General features: G+C 52.1%; 20 protein-coding genes and 3 pseudogenes. 10 read left to right on the top strand and 13 right to left on the bottom strand.

The annotated features are described in order from the left end of the window. Nucleotides 1-18: 18 nt before the first annotated feature. Genes fliI through fliF form a run of 4 tightly spaced genes read right to left on the bottom strand, consistent with a single transcriptional unit; the run spans nt 19 to nt 4,759 of the window. Nucleotides 19-1,389 (bottom strand): flagellar protein export ATPase FliI, encoded by a 1,371-nt coding sequence (fliI, locus tag BFV64_RS14225; protein ID WP_014884394.1) that lies wholly within the window; start codon nt 1,387-1,389, stop codon nt 19-21. Then, entirely contained in the window at nt 1,389-2,096 is a 708-nt protein-coding gene (gene fliH, locus BFV64_RS14220; RefSeq protein WP_045281538.1) for a flagellar assembly protein FliH, read from the bottom strand. Before fliH ends, fliI begins: the two co-directional genes overlap by 1 nt. After that, the gene (gene fliG, locus BFV64_RS14215; RefSeq protein WP_008500327.1) at nt 2,089-3,087 is read right to left on the bottom strand and encodes a flagellar motor switch protein FliG; all 999 of its coding nucleotides are present in this window, start codon (nt 3,085-3,087) and stop codon (nt 2,089-2,091) included. Before fliG ends, fliH begins: the two co-directional genes overlap by 8 nt. Continuing rightward, nucleotides 3,080-4,759, bottom strand: a complete 1,680-nt coding sequence (fliF, locus tag BFV64_RS14210) for a flagellar basal-body MS-ring/collar protein FliF (RefSeq protein WP_045281537.1) — start codon at nt 4,757-4,759, stop codon at nt 3,080-3,082. The genes fliG and fliF overlap by 8 nt, the downstream gene beginning before the upstream one ends. 228 nt (nt 4,760-4,987) lie before the next feature. Here fliF and fliE point away from each other — a divergent pair, with 228 nt between their 5' ends. Continuing rightward, the gene (gene fliE, locus BFV64_RS14205; protein ID WP_014884391.1) at nt 4,988-5,302 is read left to right on the top strand and encodes a flagellar hook-basal body complex protein FliE; all 315 of its coding nucleotides are present in this window, start codon (nt 4,988-4,990) and stop codon (nt 5,300-5,302) included. 26 nt (nt 5,303-5,328) lie between these two features. Here fliE and BFV64_RS14200 read toward each other — a convergent pair. Continuing rightward, nucleotides 5,329-6,297 (bottom strand): annotated as a pseudogene (locus BFV64_RS14200) (tyrosine-type recombinase/integrase); the annotation flags it as partial. Between BFV64_RS14200 and BFV64_RS25440 the strand changes: the two are divergent. The 3 genes and pseudogenes from BFV64_RS25440 to BFV64_RS25680 form a co-directional block, all read left to right on the top strand. Next, a pseudogene (locus BFV64_RS25440) lies at nt 6,298-6,798 on the top strand (terminase); the annotation flags it as partial. It lies immediately after the preceding pseudogene. 4 nt (nt 6,799-6,802) lie between these two features. Beyond that, nucleotides 6,803-8,179, top strand: a pseudogene (locus BFV64_RS25685) (DUF4055 domain-containing protein); the annotation flags it as partial. Between the two features lie 408 nt (nt 8,180-8,587). Next, nucleotides 8,588-8,950 (top strand): tail fiber domain-containing protein, encoded by a 363-nt coding sequence (locus tag BFV64_RS25680; protein ID WP_080964260.1) that lies wholly within the window; start codon nt 8,588-8,590, stop codon nt 8,948-8,950. A gap of 390 nt (nt 8,951-9,340) precedes the next feature. Here the strand turns inward: BFV64_RS25680 and BFV64_RS24355 are convergent, their stop codons facing one another. The 4 genes from BFV64_RS24355 to BFV64_RS14170 all read right to left on the bottom strand — a co-directional run bounded on the left by BFV64_RS24355 (nt 9,341) and on the right by BFV64_RS14170 (nt 12,566). Beyond that, nucleotides 9,341-9,613, bottom strand: a complete 273-nt coding sequence (locus BFV64_RS24355) for a P63C domain-containing protein (RefSeq protein ID WP_071978059.1) — start codon at nt 9,611-9,613, stop codon at nt 9,341-9,343. Between the two features lie 149 nt (nt 9,614-9,762). Then, nucleotides 9,763-11,265 carry a glucosyltransferase domain-containing protein gene (locus BFV64_RS24350; protein WP_071978058.1) on the bottom strand — a complete coding sequence of 501 codons (1,503 nt, stop codon included), beginning with the start codon at nt 11,263-11,265 and terminating at the stop codon, nt 9,763-9,765. A 9-nt stretch (nt 11,266-11,274) separates the two neighbouring features. Then, complete coding sequence (locus BFV64_RS14175; protein WP_069602204.1) at nt 11,275-12,207, bottom strand: glycosyltransferase family 2 protein; 933 nt, start codon at nt 12,205-12,207, stop codon at nt 11,275-11,277. Further along, complete coding sequence (locus tag BFV64_RS14170) at nt 12,204-12,566, bottom strand: GtrA family protein (RefSeq protein WP_069602203.1); 363 nt, start codon at nt 12,564-12,566, stop codon at nt 12,204-12,206. Before BFV64_RS14170 ends, BFV64_RS14175 begins: the two co-directional genes overlap by 4 nt. Before the next feature lie 113 nt (nt 12,567-12,679). Here BFV64_RS14170 and BFV64_RS14165 point away from each other — a divergent pair, with 113 nt between their 5' ends. Both BFV64_RS14165 and yedD read left to right on the top strand, forming a co-directional pair. Beyond that, complete coding sequence (locus BFV64_RS14165) at nt 12,680-13,069, top strand: HumD family translesion DNA polymerase (RefSeq protein ID WP_069602202.1); 390 nt, start codon at nt 12,680-12,682, stop codon at nt 13,067-13,069. A gap of 229 nt (nt 13,070-13,298) precedes the next feature. Beyond that, complete coding sequence (gene yedD, locus BFV64_RS14160) at nt 13,299-13,712, top strand: lipoprotein YedD (RefSeq protein WP_045135351.1); 414 nt, start codon at nt 13,299-13,301, stop codon at nt 13,710-13,712. 93 nt (nt 13,713-13,805) lie between these two features. On the opposite strand, the gene amyA is transcribed toward yedD, so the two are convergent. The 4 genes from amyA to fliD form a co-directional block, all read right to left on the bottom strand. Continuing rightward, complete coding sequence (gene amyA / locus BFV64_RS14155) at nt 13,806-15,293, bottom strand: alpha-amylase (protein ID WP_045135352.1); 1,488 nt, start codon at nt 15,291-15,293, stop codon at nt 13,806-13,808. 97 nt (nt 15,294-15,390) lie between these two features. Beyond that, nucleotides 15,391-15,762 carry a flagella biosynthesis regulatory protein FliT gene (fliT, locus tag BFV64_RS14150; RefSeq protein ID WP_014884388.1) on the bottom strand — a complete coding sequence of 124 codons (372 nt, stop codon included), beginning with the start codon at nt 15,760-15,762 and terminating at the stop codon, nt 15,391-15,393. Further along, a complete protein-coding gene (gene fliS / locus BFV64_RS14145; RefSeq protein ID WP_014884387.1) occupies nt 15,762-16,172 on the bottom strand; it encodes a flagellar export chaperone FliS in 411 nt (136 codons plus the stop codon). The genes fliT and fliS overlap by 1 nt, the downstream gene beginning before the upstream one ends. 30 nt (nt 16,173-16,202) lie before the next feature. After that, nucleotides 16,203-17,615, bottom strand: coding sequence for a flagellar filament capping protein FliD (gene fliD, locus BFV64_RS14140; protein ID WP_063308698.1), 1,413 nt, complete (start codon nt 17,613-17,615; stop codon nt 16,203-16,205). A gap of 269 nt (nt 17,616-17,884) precedes the next feature. On the opposite strand from fliD, the gene BFV64_RS14135 reads away from it, so the two are divergent. The 4 genes from BFV64_RS14135 to tcyJ all read left to right on the top strand — a co-directional run bounded on the left by BFV64_RS14135 (nt 17,885) and on the right by tcyJ (nt 21,613). Beyond that, nucleotides 17,885-19,237 carry a FliC/FljB family flagellin gene (locus BFV64_RS14135; protein ID WP_063308697.1) on the top strand — a complete coding sequence of 451 codons (1,353 nt, stop codon included), beginning with the start codon at nt 17,885-17,887 and terminating at the stop codon, nt 19,235-19,237. A gap of 163 nt (nt 19,238-19,400) precedes the next feature. Next, nucleotides 19,401-20,120, top strand: coding sequence for an RNA polymerase sigma factor FliA (locus BFV64_RS14130; RefSeq protein ID WP_014170714.1), 720 nt, complete (start codon nt 19,401-19,403; stop codon nt 20,118-20,120). 54 nt (nt 20,121-20,174) lie between these two features. Next, nucleotides 20,175-20,726, top strand: a complete 552-nt coding sequence (gene fliZ / locus BFV64_RS14125; RefSeq protein WP_014884383.1) for a flagella biosynthesis regulatory protein FliZ — start codon at nt 20,175-20,177, stop codon at nt 20,724-20,726. An 86-nt stretch (nt 20,727-20,812) separates the two neighbouring features. Then, nucleotides 20,813-21,613 (top strand): cystine ABC transporter substrate-binding protein, encoded by an 801-nt coding sequence (gene tcyJ, locus BFV64_RS14120; RefSeq protein WP_014884382.1) that lies wholly within the window; start codon nt 20,813-20,815, stop codon nt 21,611-21,613. Nucleotides 21,614-21,630: the final 17 nt, after the last annotated feature.

Here is a 21,630-nt window from a genome sequence, read left to right as displayed (position 1 = left end):
CTTCGCCCTCCACCTGTGTTACACCTGCGGGAAAATCAGCTCCAGAGCCTGGATTGAATCTTCCCAGTCGGCACGTTCAAAAATGCCCTGTTGTAAAAACGCCTCCAGCTGCGGCCACAGGCTAATCGCTTTGTCGAGCATAGGATCGCTGCCTTTGGCATACGCCCCCACGCTGACCAGATCGCGGTTGCGCTGGAAGCTGGAGAGGAGTTGTTTAAAGTTACGCACGCGGGCGTAATGCTTCTCGGTGATCAGCGCCGTCATTGCGCGGCTGATGGATGCTTCAATATCAATCGCCGGGTAGTGTCCGGCTTCAGCCAGACGACGCGATAACACAATATGACCGTCGAGAATGGCGCGCGCGGAGTCGGCAATCGGGTCCTGCTGGTCATCGCCTTCGGTCAGTACCGTATAAAATGCAGTGATGGATCCGCCGCCGCTGATGCCGTTCCCTGCGCGTTCAACCAGCGCAGGAAGTTTGGCAAAGACCGAAGGCGGGTAGCCTTTGGTGGCCGGTGGCTCACCGATAGCCAGCGCAATTTCACGCTGTGCCATCGCGTAGCGGGTGAGGGAGTCCATGATCAGCAGCACGTGCTTGCCGCGGTCGCGGAAATCTTCGGCAATACGGGTGGCGTAGGCGGCACCCTGCATACGCAGCAGGGGGGACACATCCGCCGGGGCGGCGATTACCACTGAACGGGCCCGGCCTTCCGCACCCAGAATGTTTTCGATGAAATCTTTGACTTCACGGCCACGCTCACCGATCAGCCCAACGACGATCACGTCGGCCTGGGTATAACGCGCCATCATGCCGAGCAGGACCGATTTACCCACGCCGGAGCCGGCGAACAGACCCATACGTTGTCCGCGTCCTACCGTGAGCAGGGCGTTAATCGGCCGTACGCCGGTATCCAGCACATGCTCGATAGGGGTACGCTGCAGGGGGTTAAACGGCTGGGTGATCAACGCCCCGGTTTCGGTGGTGTCCGGCGCAGGCAGGCCATCCAGCGGTTTCCCGCTGCCGTCGAGCACGCGGCCGAGCAGGGCCGGACCAAGCGGCAGCTGTTTCCCGCTTTGCAGGCCGTCGCCGCTGATGTTTTTCGCGTAGACGCGGGCGCCGGGGAGAATACCTTCCACCTCTTCAAGCGGCATCAGGAACAGTCGCTGACCGTTAAACCCAACCACTTCGCTTTCGACTTCACGCGTTTCCTGACCATCCTGACGCTCAATCACACAGGTTGCGCCCAGCGGAAGCTGCAGGCCGGTGGCTTCCAGTACCAGACCGGTCGCGCGCGTCAGTCGTCCATAACGACGAACGGATGGCAGTTGCGCCATCTTCGTCTCAAAGTTGTCGAGCGTGTTGAGCCAGCGGGTGAGGCGTGCGGTCATCAGACGACTCCCGGTGCCGCCAGGCGGCACAGTTCCTGCCAGCGAGTGGCGACGCTGGCATCCAGGTCACCTTCGTCGGCAGAGACTTTGCAGCCGCCGTGGTGTAACGACGGATCGCCGCGCAAACGCCAGCCGTGCAGGCTGAGGGTTGCCCCCAGACTCTCTTCAATGCGCTGCAGATCGTCCGGGTGAACGCGCAGCTGCGGTTTGCCGCTGAACAGCGGCTCCTGCTGCAGAAGCCCCTGAATCTGTTTGATCAGCGCCGTGTTATCCACCACAGGCGTCTGGCCAATGACCTGACGCGCAGCTTCCAGCGCCATCTGCATCAGACGGGACGCAATCACGCTGTCCAGCGCGTCCAGCGTGTGCTGGAACTCGCTGACCAGCTGCTGCATGCGGGCGTGGATCGGCGCCTGCTGCTGACGCGCCTGGTCGATACCGTGCTCTAATCCTTTCGCCAGACCTTCCTGATAGCCCAGATCGTGACCTTTCTGGCGGCCTTCATTCAGACCGGCAGTGTAGCCCTGCTCATGCGCCTGCATTTGCAGCTGCGCCAGCATCTGCGCTTGCTTCTCCTCCTCGCTCAGCTCGGGCTGCCCGACGTCGGCGTCAGGCTCTGCGGGTGAGACCTTCGCGGGCGTGAATTCAGAAAGGGGAGGGGCCAGATCGTCTGGCGTCCAGCGCTTCCACGACAGCTCATTAGACATAGGTGTCGTCTCCGCTGCCAATCACCATCTCGCCGGTTTCCGCCAGACGACGAACAATAAGCAGGATGGCTTTCTGTTCGTTCTCCACCTGAGACAGACGAACCGGACCGCGGTTGGCAAGGTCGTCGCGCAGGATATCCGCCGCACGCTGAGACATGTTGCGCAGGAACTTCTCGCGCAGCGGCTGTTCGGCACCTTTGAGGGCGATAAGCAGCGATTCGGAGTCCACTTCCTGGAGCAGGCGCTGGATGCTGCGATCGTCCACTTCGACCAGGTTTTCGAACAGGAACATCTCGTCGATAATTTTCTGTGCCAGCTCGCCGTCGAATTCGCGAACCGCGGTAATAACCGCTTCTTCCTGCTGCGTTTTCATCAGGTTGATGATTTCCGCCGCCGTTCTCACGCCGCCCATTTTGCTGCGCTTGAGGTTCTGACCGTCGAGCAGGTTGTTCAGTACTTCGGTCAGCTCCGCCAGCGCGGCCGGCTGGACGCCACCGAAGGTTGCGATACGCAGCATCACATCGTGACGCAGACGCTCTTCGAACAGGGCCAGAATATCGGCTGCCTGACCCCGTTTGAGGTGGACAAGGATGGTGGCGATAATCTGCGGGTGCTCGTCGCGAATAAGGTCGGCGGCACTCTGCGGCTCCATAAAGTTAAGCGTTTCGATCCCGCTGGCGGTATCGCGCGTTTCCAGAATGTCTTCCAGCAAGCTGGCGGCACGCTCTTCGCCCAGCGCCTTGACCAGGACGGAGCGCAGGTAGTCGTTGGCGTTGACGTTGAGCGCGGCAAACTGTTCGGCTTCCTGCTCAAATTCCGACAGCACTTCGGTCAGCTGTTTATTGGAGATCTGACGCACGTTGGCCATGGCCGCACTGAGGATTTGCACTTCCCGCTGGGAGAGGTGCTTAAACACCTCTGCCGCGCGGTCTTCGCCAATGGTCATCAGCAGGATGACGCTTTTATCGGTGCCTGTAAGCGTATTACTCATGTTCGTTACCCATCCACTGGCGGATGACCAGCGCCACGACGCGCGGATCGTTATCTGACATTTCGCGAATGCGCTGGCTCATCACTTCGGCGCCCATGCGCTGGTTAGCCCGACGCTGCTGCATCTGCTCATCTTTGCTGAGGCGAACTTCAACCGCTTCTTCCGTTTCCTGACGCGTAGACATCTGTTCGCGAGCGGCTTTTTCTGCTTCAGCACGACGCTGGAGTTGTGGACGAACGCCCTTACGCCACAGCAGCCACGCGACAATCAGCACCAGCAGCCAGCGTCCTGCGGACATCAGCTGGTCGATAAACGCCTGTTGTTGCCAGAACGGCAGTTCACCGCCGGTCTCTTCAACCGCGTTGAACGGCGAGTTCACCACGTTAAGGGTGTCGCCACGCTTCTCGGAGTAGCCCATCGCTTCGCGGGTCAGGTTTTCAATCTGCTTCATCTGCTCAGCGGTTAACGGCAACGGTTTGCCATCCGCCAGCGTTTTGTAGTTCACCACCACCGCAACAGAGAGACGCTGAATATCGCCCACGTTGAGTTTAGTGTGGCGGATCGTCCGATCCACTTCGTAGTTCGTGGTTTCGTTACGGCTAGTGGTGCGTGGACCGGCGTTACTGGTCGTTGAGGTGGTCTGCTGATTATTTTGCTGACCGTTCTGCTGATTGGCCGGCGGCGTGGAAATCGGTGCCGTGTTTGCCGGAGCAGGCTGGTTAGAGAGCGCACCCGGCACGCCGCCAGGGTAGGCGCCGCCTACCTGTTCGCTGGAGTTGATCTGACGCGAGCGCATCACCGCCTGAGCCGGATCGCCGTTCGGGCTGTATTGCTCTTCGGTTTGTTCTTTATTAGAGAAGTCAATCTGCGCGGTCACCTGCGCATGCACGTTGCTGTTACCGACAACCGGGCCGAGGATCGCTTCAATGCGACGCTGGAGACGGTTTTCTACGTCTGCGGCATATTTCAGCTGCGCGTCGTTCAGGTCACGCCCGGCGGTATTGGATTGGGTCAGCAGGTGTCCGCTTTGATCGACCACCGTCACGTTACCCGGTGGCAGACCGGCGACGGCGCTGGAGACGAGATGCGTCACCGCGCTGATTTGCCCTTCGTCCAGCGCGCGGCCAGGTTCGAGGTTCACGGTCACGGAAGCTGAAGGGGATTTCTGTTCACGAACAAATAAAGAAGGCTTAGGCATCGCCAGATGCACACGGGCACTCTTCACCGGGCCTAACGTTTCAATGGTGCGGGCCAGCTCACCTTCCAGCGCACGCTGGTAGTTCACCTGCTCGCTGAACTGGCTGATACCGAACTTTTCCTGATCCAGCAGTTCAAAACCGACCGCACCGCCCTTCGGCAGGCCCTGCTGGGCCAGACGCAGACGCAGCTCGTGGACCTTATCAGCAGGCACCTCAAGGGCACCGCCGTTATCGGCAAAGCGATAAGGGATGTTCATCTGGGTAAGCTGGGTGACGATGGCACCGCCATCCTGATCGGAAAGGTTGCTATAGAGCGTGCGGTAATCAGGGCTTTTTGCCCATAAAACCATCGCTACAAGGATGGCAATAGCGGCAGCGCCTGCCACGATCAACGGGATTTTAGGATTCGCGCGAAGGCGGTTCATCCACTCGAGTGATTTATTTTGCGGCGCTGTCGATGCTGTTGCACTCATTGCGCACCTCTTAAATCCTGGTGGTTTACGTTATTCGTGTAGAGAAACAAAACTGACTCCCGGGTCGGCAAACACGACAAAAGTTCCATATTGATGGCCCTGCCATTATTTGATGATTCCGGATTTTCTATGCGTCAAATAACCTGGTTTTTTCACGCTATTTACCGCCATTATCTTATTGACAAGCTGTTAGTCTTGACCGCGTAAAAAACCATCCAGGGGAGAGTCATGGCTATACAGGGCATTGAAGGGGTAATCAGTCAGTTGCAGGCAACGGCGATGACGGCCCGTAATCAGAATGTGGCAGAACAACAGCCGACCATCAGCTTTGCGGGGCAACTGCATGCCGCTCTTGACCGTATCAGCGATACCCAGACCGCGGCGCGTACCCAGGCGGAGAAATTCACCCTCGGTGAGCCGGGCGTGGCGCTGAATGACGTGATGGCCGATTTGCAGAAAGCCACGGTTTCCCTGCAGATGGGAATTCAGGTGCGGAATAAACTGGTGTCGGCTTATCAGGAAGTGATGGGCATGCAGGTTTAGGTTGTCTAACCTAATGATATTTATAATTAATAACCATCCGATCCCACTGCGTGGGGCATGGATGGGGCAAACTCACTCAATTTCTGGTTGAGGATGAGTATCTGGTCCTGGTTATTTTCAGCCATCCAGGATCCGTACACCCGGTAAACCATTTGCGCGTCGGTGTGACCCATTTGCTTCGCGATGAAGTTCGGGTTAGCACCGGCAGCCAACGACCAGCATGCATACGTGTGTCGGGACTGGTATGCTCTGCGATAGCGAATCCCGGCGCGTCGCATTGCTGCCTCCCACGACTGGTTAATCGACCCCACTGCGTAATGATGCCCGGCACGGCCATTACGTGATGCGATCTGCGGGTTGAACACGAACGTGCACGGATGCACATCAGTACGGCCATACTCGCGCAGTTTCACCTCAACCTGATACTGCTTACCCAGGCGTGTTAGTTCAGCCTGGCTCTTCAGCACGTCGATTGCCGGCTGAATGAGGTTGATGATGCGGTCCGTTCCGGCCTCCGTTTTTGGAAGGGTGAACTCCTTCGTTAACGTGTGGTTTCGGCGGATCATCATCGTACCCGCTTTCAGGTCTATATCTTCCCAGGCCAGCGACACAAGTTCTCCGTGGCGCACGCCGGTGTACACGGCCAGCGACCACATGTTTTTCAGCTGCTGGTGGGCGCAGGCGTTAATCATCCTGACAAACTCCTCGCGAGTCAGCGGGTCAGGCTCGCAACGTGAACGCTTAAGCATGGCTATGCCGGTGAACGGGTTCACCCTGACATACCCGCTGTCAGCGGCAAACTTAAACATCCCGCCCATGATCTTCATGTAGTTGTTGACCGTTCTGACGGAGCGGCCTTTAACCGGCGTTTTTTGCCCGGCCTTCAAAGTGTGATAACCGGTCAGCAATTCCTTCCTGATAAATAGCAGGTCTTCCTGCGTCACCACAGATACCAGCCTGTCACCGCCGATCCTTGGCACCATGTTGCGCACTATATCTGGTTCGTTCGCGAGGTCGGCGAAGAGTTCCACATCATCGACTACTACGAAAACTCAGGCGAGGGCCTGCGGCATTACATGAAGGTGCTGAAAGACCGGGGCTACACCTACGGTGAGCACTGGGGGCCACACGATATCGATAACAGAGAGTTCGGTAGCGATGCCAAATCACGCCGTGAGCTTGCTCGTGAAGGTTACGAAATCGACGGGCAGAAATACTCGCTGCGTTTCCAGGTTGTGCCGAAAGTCTCGGTCGATACCGGCATTGAGTCAGTCCGTGAAATACTCCCTTCGTGTGTTTTTGCGGAAGAAAGATGCGCAGAGGGGATCTCTCACCTTGAGGGTTATCGCAAGGAATGGGATGACAAGCGCGGCTGCTGGAAAGATAAACCACTTCATGACAAAACCTCTCACGGCTCTGATGGATTCCGCTATTTCGCAGTCGTGAAGACAAACCGCCGCAAACCAACCGGCAAAGTCACCAACCTACGGATCTAACCCCATGCCTGATATTTCAACCCCCAATCTGGACTATGGGAACATGGTCGAGGCGTGGGATATCAACGATGCCCTGATGGGCGGCACGCTTTATATGCGCCAGCTGGGCGAGTCCTATCTCCCTCGCTGGCCCAAGGAAGACAAAGAGGATTACAAAAAACGCCTCGCCGTGGCCACGCTTCTGCCAGCCTACGAAGAGACCATTAAGCAGAACATCGGACGTGTATTCGCCGAGCCGATTAAGCTGGCCGAGAATGTTCCTGATCAACTGCGCGAGTATGCGAAAAACTTCGACCTTGAAGGGACGCGCCTGGACGTATGGGCACAGGCATTCTTCGGCCTTGCGATGCAGTATGGCCTCTCCCACGCGCTGGTGGATTATCCCAGGGTGGACACCGAAAAGGTGAAAACCAAAGCTGAAGAGAAAGCTACCGGCGCGCGCCCCTATGTCACCATGCTCAATCCACGCCAGGTAATTGGCTGGAAGTCGAAAATTGTGGACGGCAAAGTGGTGCTGACTGCGCTGCGTATCAAAGAGGTTGTGGTCGAAGACGGCGACGACTTCGGCCAGACCAAGGTCGAGCAAATCCGGTACCTGACACCCGGAAAGGTGGAAATTTACCGCAAGGCCAAAAATGCTGACGGTGCCGCGAACTGGGCGCTATTCGAGGAGTGGCAGACATCCCGCCAGGATATCACTCTGGTCACGCTCTACACGAAGCGCACCGGCTTTATGTGCGGCTCACCGCCTCTGCTCAATATGGCGCTGCTGAACGTTAAGCACTGGCAGAGTCAGAGCGAGCAGGACAACATTCTGCACGTCGCCAGGGTGCCGTTGCTCACGGTGTTCGGGCTGGAGGAGGGGCAAGAGCTGATAATTGGCTCGTCTTCAGCTACGTCGTTCACTGATCGGCAAAAGCAGGGTCTGGAATACGTCGAGCATACAGGCTCCTCCATCGGTGCTGGTAAAGAGTCGCTGGCAGAACTTGTGGAGCAGATGCGCCAGGCTGGTGCGAAGCTGCTGCGTACGGAAAACACCTCTACCAAATCGGTAGACCAGACCTCCGAAGAGAAAATGCAGGAGCAGTCACCGCTCTACACCATGGCTACCAGCCTTGAAGATGCGATCGACAACATTCTGCAAATCATGGCCGAGTACATCGGCGAGAAAGATGGTGGCAACGTTGATGTTCGCACTGAGCTGGATGTCGAATCGACCGTATTCAATCCGTCCGCCGCGCTTGCCATCCAGGCACTGCGCCAGGGTGGTGATATCCGTCGAGCTGATGCGATTAAATCGCTACAGAAGTTGAACATTATTGATGCCGATGCGGATCCTGATGTGGTTCTGAGCGAACTGCTGGCTGAATCATCGTCTCTGGATACCAGAACGTTACCGGGCCAGAAATCACTGGCGAAGAAAGGGGCTAACAGCGATATAAGCAGCCTAAGCGGCCTGACTACCGCGCTCAGTATCAGCCAGGGCGGAACAGGTGCAAAGAATGCTGCTGACGCTCGCAAAAACCTCGATTTGGGAAGTGCCGCCACCAAAGATGTTGGCCCCAATACTGGTAATGTCTTAGGAGTTGGATACTTTGGTTTCGGAACTCCAGGTGTTAACGTTTTAGGAAGTACCGAATCAGGGTTTTATGGTATTGACGGCTCTGGTACTTCCTGGGCGCCGCAAGCAGGATCTGGAATTGTATGCGGGTATGACCTAACTCGCCGACAGCAAATATTTACAGGAATTTCCGGCAATCTTTTTGTCAGGAACCTGGCTAGTGCTGCTATGAATACAGCTTCGTCCACCATTCCATGGACACAGATGCAGTCTGTTGGAACATCAGATATTAATTTTAAACACGTCAACGGCGATCTCGATGTTGCTGATTCTCTTGAAAACATCTGTCAAATGGAGTTTAAGCGATTCTACTATCTTGATGATGATGAGCAGACAGAGCGCCGTGGCGTAATTGCTCAGCAGATCGAACAAATCGACAAGGAATATGTTCACTCTGCTGAGGGCGTAGGGAAAATGACGCTTGACCTTAACCCACTGATGATGGATGCCCTTGCAGCCATAAAGGCACTTAACGCAAAGGTAGCAGAACTTAGTAAACAGGTTGATGAGCTAAAACAGGGTGGAGCTTGATATACCTGAAGACAGCATATTGAAACGGCTTCGCTAAGAAAACCGCCGTCCGACTTAAGAAAGAACGGGCGGCGGATGGTTGCTCAGTGTTCATGCCCGAGCAAACGTGGGGAATATTAACCGAGTAAAATCTAAAGGCCAACCTGGCGAACTATCAGGAACTCAGCCAAATGTGCTTTCTAGGCTCTGTAAACAAAGAACTCGGCTTGGGGGCCGGGTAGTTGTCTGACTGAGTGATGGGTTAATCTATATCATGACTCTCTTCTATTTTCATAAGAGGATGTACTTTATCAAGTAACTCTAAGAAGCCCTCATATGTATCGCTGGCTTGCATCAGCGTTGTAACTCCTGTGAGCCTCTTCTGGAGAAGGCTGTATCCTGTTCCATTGGTTAAAAATTGATGCATTTTTGCCCCGATTTTTTGGTTTTTGCTCTTTCTTCTTTTAATGCGCTTCTGAGCTCAGGTGCCATACGGTCATAAGTTATATTGTTTACAAGATGCCCTAAGTATTGTGGCTTGAGCATATTGGCTTTGAACGGAACACCTCTCAATCGGCACAACTGCTCAAAAAACTCTGGTGGGTAATTAAAACAACGCCAAGCTTTCACAATATCCCATGTAGCGTTGATCTTCTCACATCCGTTGATGGTGCGAGCGCGCATAACCTGAATACCTCTCTTTCCTATGAGGCTGGAAGGGTATTGGAGCAAAACAAGGTATGGAAAATACCTATTTTCCGGTGCTACTTATACAAGTAGCATATAAATACATTCCCCCTCCCCAGTATCTGGAGGGGGGGGGCTTTCAAAAGCTATTTACACTCTGTCTTCGTGAAATCAAATACAACAGTTGAGCTTTTTTTATCAACTAAAATGTTATAGTTGTTAGAGTTTCTGATATTTTCAAATGTACATAAACTCGATTTAAGCGACATGTGATAATCAAAGCTTTGAAATTTTTTATCCAAATCGAAATGCATCATTTGGGTATGGCCCCACACCCATTGATTATTTATTGTCGGCTGTATAAGTTTTGAAATTATTGGGTATTTTTTTGCTGCCATCCTAACTTCTGGTGACAACGACACTCCACCTTTGAAAGCAATAAATTCATAACTGCTCAAGCCAAGGCTGTTTAAGTCAGACATCATTAATTGAATTATCGCATTCTCATACTTTTCTTGATTGTTAAGTGAGTTCGCGTAAGCATAGGCAATCCCTAAAGAGTATAGGGCGTAGACTGTAAATAAAATACCGCATAATGATTTGTAAAGCTTTGTGCGAGAGAAGGCCCAGGTGGAAAGAACCGCAAAGAAGAAACACGCAGTTCCAAATGCCATTAGAACCCTGGGAGATAGTACTGGGTCCCTCAGGAGCATCATGGGTCCTGTTATCATGCACAAAACTGCAAATGGAGAAAATACAATGACTAAAAGCTTCATTATTTTCTCAGGCTTAGAGTAACTGCATTTAACAAGCGAGATCTTTATTAACGCAATTAAAGATAATGTTAACACCACTACACAAAATATTATAAATGGCGTGGTAACAACAAGACTTATCAATTTTCCAAATTCGGTAATATTGCGTGATAGAACCGTTAAGGCATCATTTATTCCTGAAGTTGCAAGTTCACTATGCCTTAAATTATAACTACCAACTAAAAAATATGGTGAAATGAAAGTTGAATATATAAGATAACTAATACCTAATCCGCCAATGGATGCTACTATTGATAACAATCCATTGCGAGTTTCACCTAATCTGAACATATTTAATACGTATATAATAGCGAATATTATATATATGTTAATTGATGCCTGATAGATGCACAAAATTAAAATTACAGAAGTAAAGCAATATAGAAATTGTTTTTTTAATTCTACCGATTTGAATGCAAAAGGAATTATTGCACACAATACGGATATCGACATTGGGAAAGCATCGTATTTATATGATATATTCTCCAACAAGAATGGGCTTGAAATTGCAACCATTGAAATGATGGCAGCAAAGTACCCATCAAATTCAGTGAGAAATGCTTTTGCAGAAAAGTAAACGCTCAGCGATAAGATGCCCAAGGCAAGCAATTGCGGTAGTGGAGATATGTCTGGCAACTGAGGCCCAAAGCTCAAAGATAGGAATAAAAGATCAGCAAGAGGCCTGCCGTTCTCAGACCACTTTGAATATCCGTAAATAGAACGACCTAAATCATCAACGTAATAGTGACTTGATAAGATAATTGGTAAGAAGAATATCAATGACATAAGCAATATCATTGAAAAAAGCTTTTTGTCTAAATTGAAACGAAGCATTTTAACACCTTAAGACTTGTTTGTTGGTTCATAATTTTTGATGATGTATCGCGGTCTTCCCTTAACTTCAACATAAATCCTTCCGATATACTCCCCAAGAACACCTATGCCTATCAACTGAATCCCACCAAGGAAAAGTATTGAAACAAGCATTGATGGATAGCCGCGAACCGGATTGCCAAATGCTAACGTGTCGACGATCATCCATGCGCCATAGATGAAGGCCAGGCCAGCAACGAACAAGCCGATATACGTCCACATGCGCAGTGGAAAAGTTGAGAAACTGGTAATGCCCTCTAATGCAAGGTTCCACAGCTTCCAGCCATTGAACTTAGAATCCCCGGCAACACGTTCTGCGCGGGCGTATTCAACAACGTCAGTGCGTCCGCCAACCCAACTCAAAACGCCTTTCATGAAAAGGTTACGTTCTGGCATCAGCTTGATGCTCTCAACAACATCTCGAGACATCAGGCGAAAGTCACCGACGTTCTCCTCGATCTTTGGGTTGCTGATTTTGTTGTGTAGCTTATAGAACCATTCTGCGGTCTTACGCTTGAGTCTCCCATCGGTGGAGCGGTCAGTGCGCTTAGCCAGCACCATATCTGCCCCAGCCTGCCACTTCTCAATCAGGTGTGGAATGACCTCAATTGGGTCCTGCAAGTCAACATCAATTGGGATTATTGCCTCACCTGTTGCATGGTCCAGGCCAGCGAATAGCGCAGGCTCTTTACCGAAGTTTCTTGTGAATGACAGCGGGACCACAAGCGGATCGGAAACAGCAAGCGCGTTGATAATTGATTCTGTAGCGTCTTTGCTGCCATCGTTTATGAAGACTATCTCGACTTCATGCTGCTGAAGCCCTTCAAATTCCCGAACCGTTTTATAAAAAATAGGTATCGCGTCTTCTTCGTTGAAGACGGGAACGACCAGAGAAACTTTCATTTCGCATCCCTAAAGACAATGAACTTTGAATAGATAAAGCCGCACACCAGACTGATGGCGGAGAAGATGATTAACGTGATAATAGGGGCCATGCCAGATCTATCAGCGCCCCAACCTACAGCAGCACTTAGTGTTCCCATAAATCCAACGTAGAGCATGTAGCGCATCGTAGTTGTCGAAGACTTAAAGGTGAACCTGGCGTTTGCGAAGAAGCTGAACGACACCGCCAAGACGAAACCGGCGAAGTTGCCAAGTGCCTGACCTGTGCGAAACACGTATATGCAAATAGCGAACACTACCCAGTGAATGAGCGTGTTTATGACGCCGATTGATGTGTACTTAGCAAAGAGCTTTAACATTATATAAATCAGTCAATTCGGAAAGGTCTGAAGTTTAGCACCTGATCAACCATTGATCACCCCCAATGATTAACTATACTGTATTTATACACAGTATTTGTCGGAGGTGAGTTATGGGATTTCCAAGTCCAGCACAAGACTACGTTGAAGAGCGCATATCACTCGATAAGCGTCTTATCGCTCATCCATCAGCCAAGTACATGATGGTAGCCGGAACGACATATCTGCGCGCCGGGATCATGAAGGGCGCTATGCTTATCGTCGACTCGTCGCTGACGCCGAAGGATGGTTCTCTGCTTGTCTGTGCTGTTGATGGTGAGTTCAGGATTATGCGCTACAGGAAGCTACCGCATCCCTGCCTGGAAAACCCAGAAAATGGAAGGAGGGAGCCGTTACCGATGAAAGACGATGTGTCGGATACATCGCGGCCGGTGTTTGGGGTGATCACGTACAGCATCAACGATGCTCGCTCTGGCGAGTTCGACGACTGCCCGGTGATGTGATGGGGCATATATGGGACACAAAACAGCACTCGCTCTAAGGTGAACTTAGACGAATGATGTTTTCGACGACTCTAACCATCTGTTATTTGGTGCGCTCTTGGACGATCTTTGTCGATTATGAAAAATGTATGCTCATGTGATGGGGATGCAGGTTTAAGCCTTTTATCTTCGCTGGCAGCCGCAGCGCTTTAATGCCACAATATTTTTTTCTTCGAAAGCAGGAAAGATGATGAAAAAAATAGCAATTGCTGGCGCGCTGCTGGCACTGACCGGGTGCGTACAGGTCGATAACTATCAGGATGTGATCAAGCATCCTGTCCCGGCGCATCTGGCGGGATACTGGCAGTCAAAAGGACCGCAGAGTAGCCTGGTCAGTCCTGAAGCGATTGCCACGCTGGTGGTGACCGAAGAGGGCGATACGCTGGACTGCCGCCAGTGGCAGCGCGTGATTGCCGTGCCGGGTAAAATCATGCTGCGTTCAGACAGCTACTACAACGTTACCCGCAAGCTGGATATCTATCCGCTGGAGCGCGATGGCGCGACGCTTGAGTATGACGGGATGGAGCTGCAGAAGGTTGACCGCCCAACGGTGGAATGTGCTGATTACCTGAGCAAAAACCCGCTGGAGAGTAAACTACCGTAGCCGTTTGTTGCCGGGTGGCGGCTTCGCCTGGCCCGGCCTACAAAAGTACCGTCCCGTAAGCCGGGTAAGCGTCAGCGCCACCCGGCATTGTTTCTACAGCGCATCTTCTATTACCCAAACGCTGACACTCCCTCCATTACAGGTAAAGGTGCCTTCGCCATCTGCCGCGGTGGTGACCGTTTCTTCGCGATTGCCGAGGAAATCACGCCACGTTTTGTCGCCGTAATTTTCCCCAAGACAAATCACTTTCTCGCCGTCGTCGCCGTTCGACATCACTACCACACAGCCGGGATCGTCTTCCGTACCGCTGCGGCTGAAGGCGATGCAGTTAGGATGGTCAAAAAACAGGGTCTGCACGCCGTGGGCAAAACGCTGCCGGGCGAGGATCAGTTCATGAAGCTGCTCAATGACCGGCATGTCGATGTGGTAGGTCTCGCCATCTCCACCCGTATCGTCATAGCTCGCCCCGAAGAGATCCGGATAAAACACGCTCGGCACGCCGTTTTCCCGCAGCAGGATCAACGCATACGCCAGCGGTTTAAACCAGGCTTCTACCGGTGCTTCCAGCGCCTGCAAAGGTTGGGTGTCGTGGTTAGCGACGAGAGTGACCGCATGGAACGGATCCGCCTCCACCAGCGTACCGGTGAAAATCTGGCTCATGTCATAATCCCGTCCCTGACGAGACGCTTCGTGGAATTTCATCTGCAGGGGAGCATCAAAGAGCATGGTTTTACCGTCGACCTGGTCAATATAGGCCTGCAGCTTATCCACCTCATGGGACCAGTATTCCGCCACAATAAACAGCGGCTGGTCAGCGACGTCCTGGACGTGCTCAATCCACTCTTTATAAAACCAGGCGGGAATATGCTTGACGGCATCCAGACGAAAACCGTTGCAGCCCGTCTGTTCCATGACCCAGCGGGCCCAGTATTTGATCTCTTCGGTGACCGCGTGATTGCGAAAATCAATATTCTCGCCCATCAGATAATCGAAGTTACCCATCTCATCATCAACCTGATCGTTCCAGCCTTCGCCAGTGTAGTCGTTGACGATTTTAAAGATGCCGTCTTCATCCGGGTTTTCAATATGGTCCACGCCGCTGAAGCATTTGTAATCCCAGACGAATTGGGAATATTGCCCGGCACGGGCAGGGAAGGTATAGCGGGTCCAGGCTTCACACTCAATGATTTCATCATCAATTTGCGTGCGGTCTTGCTCGTTCACGCGCTGAACGCGGACAGGTTCTTTCTCGTCTGCCCCCATCTTGTGGTTCACCACGACGTCCAGCAGCACGGCGATATCATTGCTTTTCAGCGCCTCAATGGCCTCCAGCAGCTGCGCTTTGTCACCGTATTTCGTGGCGATACTGCCTTTCTGGTCAAATTCGCCGAGATCGAACAGATCATATGAGTCATAGCCAACCGAATACCCGCCGGACGCACCTTTATACGCGGGGGGAAGCCAGATCATATTGATGCCGATTTCATTAAGATTAGGGGCTAACGCCGTGACTTCGCGCCACAATTCACCGCCAGCAGGGTAATACCAGTGAAAACATTGTAAAAGTGTTGGGTTGCGCATGCACCATCTCCATGAGGTCGCGAGACTCAAGTATGGCGCAGGTTTGGCAGAAATGCTGGCGTACGAAACGGTTAATGCTCGTACGCCAGTAAAATGGCTAACTTATATCGCTATTACTTTGCGGAACCAGGACATGGCCGCCTTGATTACCGTAGGTGGAGAGAACGGTTTTCTGGATGGAGGATTGCCCAACTAGCTTCGCCAGCTCATCCATTCTGGCTTGCAGCAATGTTTTTACCTGGCCTTCGTTGTCCAGGATCACCCGCAGCGTCGGGCGAAGCTGCTCCTGAATCTGCATCGAAGGTTCACTTTCCTGAGTGAGACGAGCCAGTGAGTGCACCGCATTAACATAGTCGGTTTCACAGATGATCAGATCATCCCATAGCCCCTGCCGGGCCAGTCGCAACATCAACTGGCTCTGCTCAAGGAGTTGCTGATAAAGGGTATAGAGCTGCGGTGCATTACTCATTAGACGGCGTCCTGCATCAGTTGTGGGGTACCGGCAACCTCCTTCCACCCGTCAGCGATATTGCGCAGCAATGTTTCCACCTCTTCGATGGCGCTGGCGTCGTTATTCACATTGGCGTGCAGGAGGCGACGAACCATATAGGCATAAAGGGCGATCAGGTTTTGTGTGAGCTCATCACCATTACTTTCCACCAGGCCGACCTTCAGACCGTTCTCGATAATGTTGATCGCTTTCGAAATCGCGAGTCCCTTTGCCGGGATATTGCCGTCTTGCAGGAACAGACGCGCGCGAACCAGCGCGCTGAGGGCTCCATCAAATAGCATGATAACCAGCTGTTGCTGGCTGGCGCTCATCACCGCGCTTTCAACCTCTATTTTTGCGTAGGCTTGTGTACCTTTTGCGCCGTACATGTTATCCCCCTCGGGTCTGATTAGCGTTTACTACTTGTTGCTGGACGTATTTTCAAACTGCTGCGTCAGGTAGCTACTGGTGTTGTTCAATGAGGTCATCAGTACGTCCAGCTGGGTAAACTGAGCTTTATACTGTGCCACACGAGCATCAATACGATCGCTGACTGAGTTGTATTGATCCGTCAGCTTGTTCAGCGTTTTGCTGACCCCATCTTTTGCCGCCTGGATAATCCCTTTGCTGGAGAGCCAGTCAGTCAGATTGGTGGCCATGGTGGTGGTGATACCGGTGGCTTTACCGTCGCCCACAACCAGATCTTTTACGGCGATCGGGTTATCAGTTAGCGCTTTTTTCAGCTTCGCGCTGTCCAGCTCCAGTTTGCCTGAGCTTGGGTCTGAGGTAATGCCCAGTGACGACAGCGTCTTATAGGTGGTGCCGCCTACGGTGTTGCTCAGCATGGTTTTCAGCTGGGTCTGGATCGTACGCAGCGTGCTGTCACCGAGCAGGGCACCGTTGCTGGCATCCTGTGCATCTGTACCTGCATCCACCGCCGTATATTTGGTTAATGTTGCAAAGCTGTCCTGAAGGGTGTTGTAGGCATCCACCCAGGCTTTCATTGCCGTTTCCGCTTTCGACGTATCTTTGGTGATCGTCAGCGTCTGGTTGCCTGTGGTGACATCGTTCAGGTTCAGGGTGATATCTTCCAGCGCATCGCTGATGGTATTGCTGCTGTTTTCGATATCTACGTTGTTCACCTTCAGCTTCGCGTTCTGCGCGGTGACGCTTTCCGTCATCCCGTTGCTGGCGTCGGTGCTGGTGCCGTTATAACCCATAAAGGATTGCAGAGCGCTGTCGCCGCTCACGCTGATGCTGACCGCGTTGTCCGCCCCGGTTTCGGTAGAGGTGATGGACAGACGATACTGACCATTACCGACGTTAATAATACTGGCGGTCACGCCAGCGTCAGCTTTGTTAATCGCATCGCGAATGCCGGTCAGCGAGGAGTTGGCGGCGCTGATATCTACCGTCACCGGTTTTTTACCGTTGCCTGCGGTAAAGGTAATTTTGCTATCTGTCGTGGCGATAGCGGTTTTAGTATCCGCCTGGGTATTTTTGGTGGTCAGCGTTTGCGCCTGCGCCAGCTGCGACACGCTAACGGTGTATTTCCCCGCAATCGCGCTGCCGGAGGTGGTGGCGCTGAATGCCGTGGTGCTGCTCGCCGTGCTGGTGGCCGTAAACAAGTCGGCTTTATTCAGCGCGGTGTTGGCGGTCTGAAACGCTTCCAGTGAACTCTTCAACGTGCCGTAAGCGCTAAGCTTGGCGGTATAAGATGACTGTTGTTTGGAAATCGGTGTTAGCTGCTCTTTTTCGGCCTTGGTCAGACTATCCAGAATGTCTGCTAACTGAAGACCCGAACCAATCCCCAATGATGAAATACTTGCCATATTTATTCCTTAATCTATCGACACGTAGAACGAATAGTGGGGTTATCGGCCTTAATGGGGGAAAGTTTACGGTTAATTTCTTTTTTTTAATGGCGGGAATAACGGTAATAGAGAAGAGTATTTCCGTGGCTAAAAAAATTATCGAGATCCTGAAAAAAAATCTAAAGGTTGTTTTGGACCAGACGATAACACCTTTGACGGCGATGAAGCCGAAGGGTGGAAACCCAAATCTAACCAAACAGATTTGATGAACAACAGGAATCGAAATCATGGCACAAGTCATTAATACCAACAGCCTCTCGCTGATCACTCAGAACAACATCAACAAGAACCAGTCTGCTCTGTCTTCTTCTATCGAGCGTCTGTCTTCTGGTCTGCGTATCAACAGCGCTAAAGATGATGCTGCGGGCCAGGCTATCGCTAACCGCTTCACGTCTAACATCAAAGGTCTGACTCAGGCTGCACGTAACGCTAACGACGGTATCTCTCTGGCGCAGACCACTGAAGGCGCGCTGTCTGAAATCAACAACAACCTGCAGCGTGTTCGTGAACTGACCGTTCAGGCGACCACCGGTACTAACTCTGATTCTGACCTGTCTTCAATCCAGGACGAAATCAAATCCCGTCTGGACGAAATCGACCGCGTATCGGGTCAGACTCAGTTCAACGGCGTGAACGTACTGGCTAAAAACGGTTCTATGTCTATCCAGGTTGGCGCGAATGATGGCCAGACCATCAACATCGACCTGCAGAAAATCGACTCTTCTACTCTGGGTCTGAACGGTTTCTCTGTTTCTAAAAACTCTCTGAATGTTGGCGATTCAATTACTCAGATTGCTGATACCGCAGCTGCTTCTGCTGGCACAATGGTTGATGTTGACCTGTCTGGTGTTGCAAGCAAACTGGGTGTTGATGCAAGCACTCTTAGCCTGCATAACATTAAAGGTAGTTCTGAGTATGTTGTTCAGTCTGGTAACGATTACTACTCAGTATCCGTTGATAATGACAGCAGCACCGGTGCTAATGCAGGTAAAGTAGTACTGAACACGACTGATGTAACCTATGGCGATGCAGCTAACGGCATCGATACTAACAAGGCAAGCATGTCTGGTCAGTTGATTAAAGTTGGTACCGATTCTGCTGGCACTGTGACTGGTTTTGTTACCGTTCAAGGCAAAAACTATGGTGTGGCCGCTGGTTATCTTGCTAACAGTAATGATGCAGCAGCTGCAACAGATACTACTTCTGTTGGTACTGCAACAGTTGGTATCGAACTGAGCTCTGGCACCGAATCTGACGGTACTACTAAAGTAACTGCATCCCCAGAATTCGCTGGCGCATCAACAAATGACCCTCTGGCTCTGCTGGACAAAGCTATCGCTTCTGTTGATAAATTCCGTTCTTCTCTGGGTGCGGTACAGAACCGTCTGAGCTCTGCGGTAACCAACCTGAACAATACCACCACCAACCTGTCTGAAGCGCAGTCCCGTATTCAGGACGCCGACTATGCGACCGAAGTGTCAAATATGTCTAAAGCGCAGATCGTTCAGCAGGCCGGTAACTCCGTGCTGTCCAAAGCTAACCAGGTTCCTCAGCAGGTTCTGTCTCTGCTGCAGGGCTAATCGCCTGATAATGCTCAAACCCCGCTTCGGCGGGGTTTTTTATTTAGCGCTATTCGCATAACCCCCCAAATAACCCCTCATTTCACCCACTATTCACCCAATTGAAACCCCTGCAGAATCGGATAATCATGCCGATAACTCAATTAACGCAGGGCTGTTTATCGTGAATTCACTCTATACCGCTGAAGGTGTAATGGATAAACACTCGCTGTGGCAGCGTTATGTCCCGCTGGTGCGTCACGAAGCATTGCGCCTCCAGGTGCGCTTGCCGGCGAGCGTGGAACTTGACGATCTGCTACAGGCGGGCGGTATCGGGTTATTGAATGCAGTTGACCGATACGACGCTCTGCAAGGAACGGCATTTACGACTTACGCAGTTCAGCGTATTCGTGGTGCGATGCTGGACGAACTGCGCAGCCGTGACTGGGTGCCGCGAAGTGTTCGCCGCAACGCCCGCGAAGTGGCGCATGCGATGGGGCAGCTGGAACAGGAACTGGGACGCAACGCAACGGAAACCGAAGTGGCGGAACGTCTTGGCATTGCTGTTGAAGAGTATCGTCAGATGTTGCTCGATACCAATAATAGCCAACTCTTCTCTTATGACGAGTGGCGCGAAGAGCATGGCGATAGCATCGAGCTGGTGACGGATGAGCACCAGCAGGAAAACCCGTTACACCATTTAATGGAAGGGAATTTACGCCAGCGCGTAATGGAAGCGATTGAAGCGCTGCCTGAACGCGAACAGCTGGTGTTGACCCTTTATTACCAGGAAGAGCTTAATCTCAAAGAGATTGGCGCTGTTCTGGAGGTGGGGGAGTCGCGGGTGAGCCAGTTGCACAGCCAGGCCATTAAACGCTTACGAACCAAGCTGGGTAAGTTATAGGTGATTTTTTCACCCGAAAAATGCCGCACAACGTATTGACAACCAGGAGTTATCATGACGGTGCAGCAATCAAAAAGACGGCCTTTAAGCCGCTACCTGAAAGACTTTAAACACAGCCAGACGCATTGCGCCCACTGTAAGAAACTACTCGATCGTATCACGCTGGTTCGCCGTGGCGAGATCGTGAATAAAATCGCGATCTCTCGCCTCGACACGTTGATGGACGAAGCGGCGTGGCTCGAAGAGCAGAAAGAGTGGGTGGCGCTTTGCCGTTTCTGTGGCGATCTCCACTGCAAAGAGCAAAGCGACTTCTTCGACATTATCGGCTTCAAACAATTCCTGTTTGAACAAACGGAGATGAGCCACGGCACCGTGCGCGAATATGTGGTTCGCCTGCGCCGCCTTGGACAGCATCTGACCGTTAACAACATCTCTCGCGATCTGCTAAAAACCGGTTATCTGGATGAGAATCTGGAGCCGTGGCTGCCTGCCACCAGCACCAACAACTACCGTATTGCGCTGCGCAAGTATGCGCAATATAAGGTACAAATGCCGGGTGCGATGAAGCAGAAAGGCCACGCCGGAACAACTTCTGATATATATTAAAAAAGAATAAGATGTAGCGCAGTCGCCTTTGACGTCGCAGGCGATTTCTCTACACTACGTAAAAATTCTACGCTATCGGGGTATTTATGAAATTAGCACTTCTGGGTCGTCAGGCGTTGATGGGCGTTATGGCCGTGGCGCTGGTTGCGGGTATGAGCGTGAAAACGTTCGCTGCAGAAAATCTGCTGAACAAAGTAAAAGAGCGCGGAACGCTGCTGGTTGGGCTGGAAGGAACCTATCCTCCGTTCAGCTTCCAGGGCGACGACGGCAAACTGACCGGTTTTGAAGTGGAATTTGCCGAAGAACTGGCAAAACACCTCGGCGTGAAAGCCTCCCTGAAACCGACCAAATGGGACGGTATGCTGGCATCGCTGGATTCCAAACGCATTGACGTGGTGATTAACCAGGTGACCATTTCTGACGAGCGTAAGAAGAAGTATGACTTCTCCACGCCGTACACCGTGTCCGGTATTCAGGCGCTGGTGAAGAAAGGTAACGAAGGCACCATCAAAACCGCGGCCGACCTGAAAGGTAAAAAAGTGGGTGTCGGTCTGGGCACTAACTACGAAGAGTGGCTGCGCCAGAACGTTCAGGGCGTGGACATCCGAACCTATGATGATGACCCGACGAAATACCAGGATCTGCGCGTAGGCCGTATTGACGCCATTCTGGTTGACCGCCTGGCCGCGCTGGATCTGGTGAAGAAAACCAACAACACCCTGGCGGTTGCCGGTGATGCGTTCTCTCGTCAGGAATCCGGTGTTGCGGTCCGTAAAGGTAACGAAGACCTGGTGAAAGCGATCGACGCTGCGATTGCTGATATGCAAAAAGACGGCAGCCTGAAGGCGCTCTCCGAGAAGTGGTTCGGCGCAGACGTCACCAAATAAGTCTTTGACGTGAAAAA

Source organism: Enterobacter kobei (genome assembly GCF_001729765.1).
GTDB classification, from domain to species: Bacteria; Pseudomonadota; Gammaproteobacteria; order Enterobacterales; family Enterobacteriaceae; genus Enterobacter; species Enterobacter kobei.
This window is presented reverse-complemented; position numbering and strand designations above follow the sequence as displayed.

Coding starts and splice junctions, on each gene's coding strand:
- BFV64_RS14170 (WP_069602203.1), bottom strand. CDS start 12,566: ATGTTAAAGCTCTTTGCTAAGTACACATCAATCGGCGTCATAAACACG.
- fliG (WP_008500327.1), bottom strand. CDS start 3,087: ATGAGTAATACGCTTACAGGCACCGATAAAAGCGTCATCCTGCTGATG.
- BFV64_RS14135 (WP_063308697.1), top strand. CDS start 17,885: ATGGCACAAGTCATTAATACCAACAGCCTCTCGCTGATCACTCAGAAC.
- tcyJ (WP_014884382.1), top strand. CDS start 20,813: ATGAAATTAGCACTTCTGGGTCGTCAGGCGTTGATGGGCGTTATGGCC.
- fliF (WP_045281537.1), bottom strand. CDS start 4,759: ATGAGTGCAACAGCATCGACAGCGCCGCAAAATAAATCACTCGAGTGG.
- fliT (WP_014884388.1), bottom strand. CDS start 15,762: ATGAGTAATGCACCGCAGCTCTATACCCTTTATCAGCAACTCCTTGAG.
- fliZ (WP_014884383.1), top strand. CDS start 20,175: ATGACGGTGCAGCAATCAAAAAGACGGCCTTTAAGCCGCTACCTGAAA.
- BFV64_RS14175 (WP_069602204.1), bottom strand. CDS start 12,207: ATGAAAGTTTCTCTGGTCGTTCCCGTCTTCAACGAAGAAGACGCGATA.
- amyA (WP_045135352.1), bottom strand. CDS start 15,293: ATGCGCAACCCAACACTTTTACAATGTTTTCACTGGTATTACCCTGCT.
- BFV64_RS24350 (WP_071978058.1), bottom strand. CDS start 11,265: ATGCTTCGTTTCAATTTAGACAAAAAGCTTTTTTCAATGATATTGCTT.
- fliE (WP_014884391.1), top strand. CDS start 4,988: ATGGCTATACAGGGCATTGAAGGGGTAATCAGTCAGTTGCAGGCAACG.
- BFV64_RS24355 (WP_071978059.1), bottom strand. CDS start 9,613: ATGCGCGCTCGCACCATCAACGGATGTGAGAAGATCAACGCTACATGG.
- fliD (WP_063308698.1), bottom strand. CDS start 17,615: ATGGCAAGTATTTCATCATTGGGGATTGGTTCGGGTCTTCAGTTAGCA.
- fliS (WP_014884387.1), bottom strand. CDS start 16,172: ATGTACGGCGCAAAAGGTACACAAGCCTACGCAAAAATAGAGGTTGAA.
- BFV64_RS25680 (WP_080964260.1), top strand. CDS start 8,588: ATGAATACAGCTTCGTCCACCATTCCATGGACACAGATGCAGTCTGTT.
- BFV64_RS14165 (WP_069602202.1), top strand. CDS start 12,680: ATGGGATTTCCAAGTCCAGCACAAGACTACGTTGAAGAGCGCATATCA.
- fliI (WP_014884394.1), bottom strand. CDS start 1,389: ATGACCGCACGCCTCACCCGCTGGCTCAACACGCTCGACAACTTTGAG.
- yedD (WP_045135351.1), top strand. CDS start 13,299: ATGAAAAAAATAGCAATTGCTGGCGCGCTGCTGGCACTGACCGGGTGC.
- fliH (WP_045281538.1), bottom strand. CDS start 2,096: ATGTCTAATGAGCTGTCGTGGAAGCGCTGGACGCCAGACGATCTGGCC.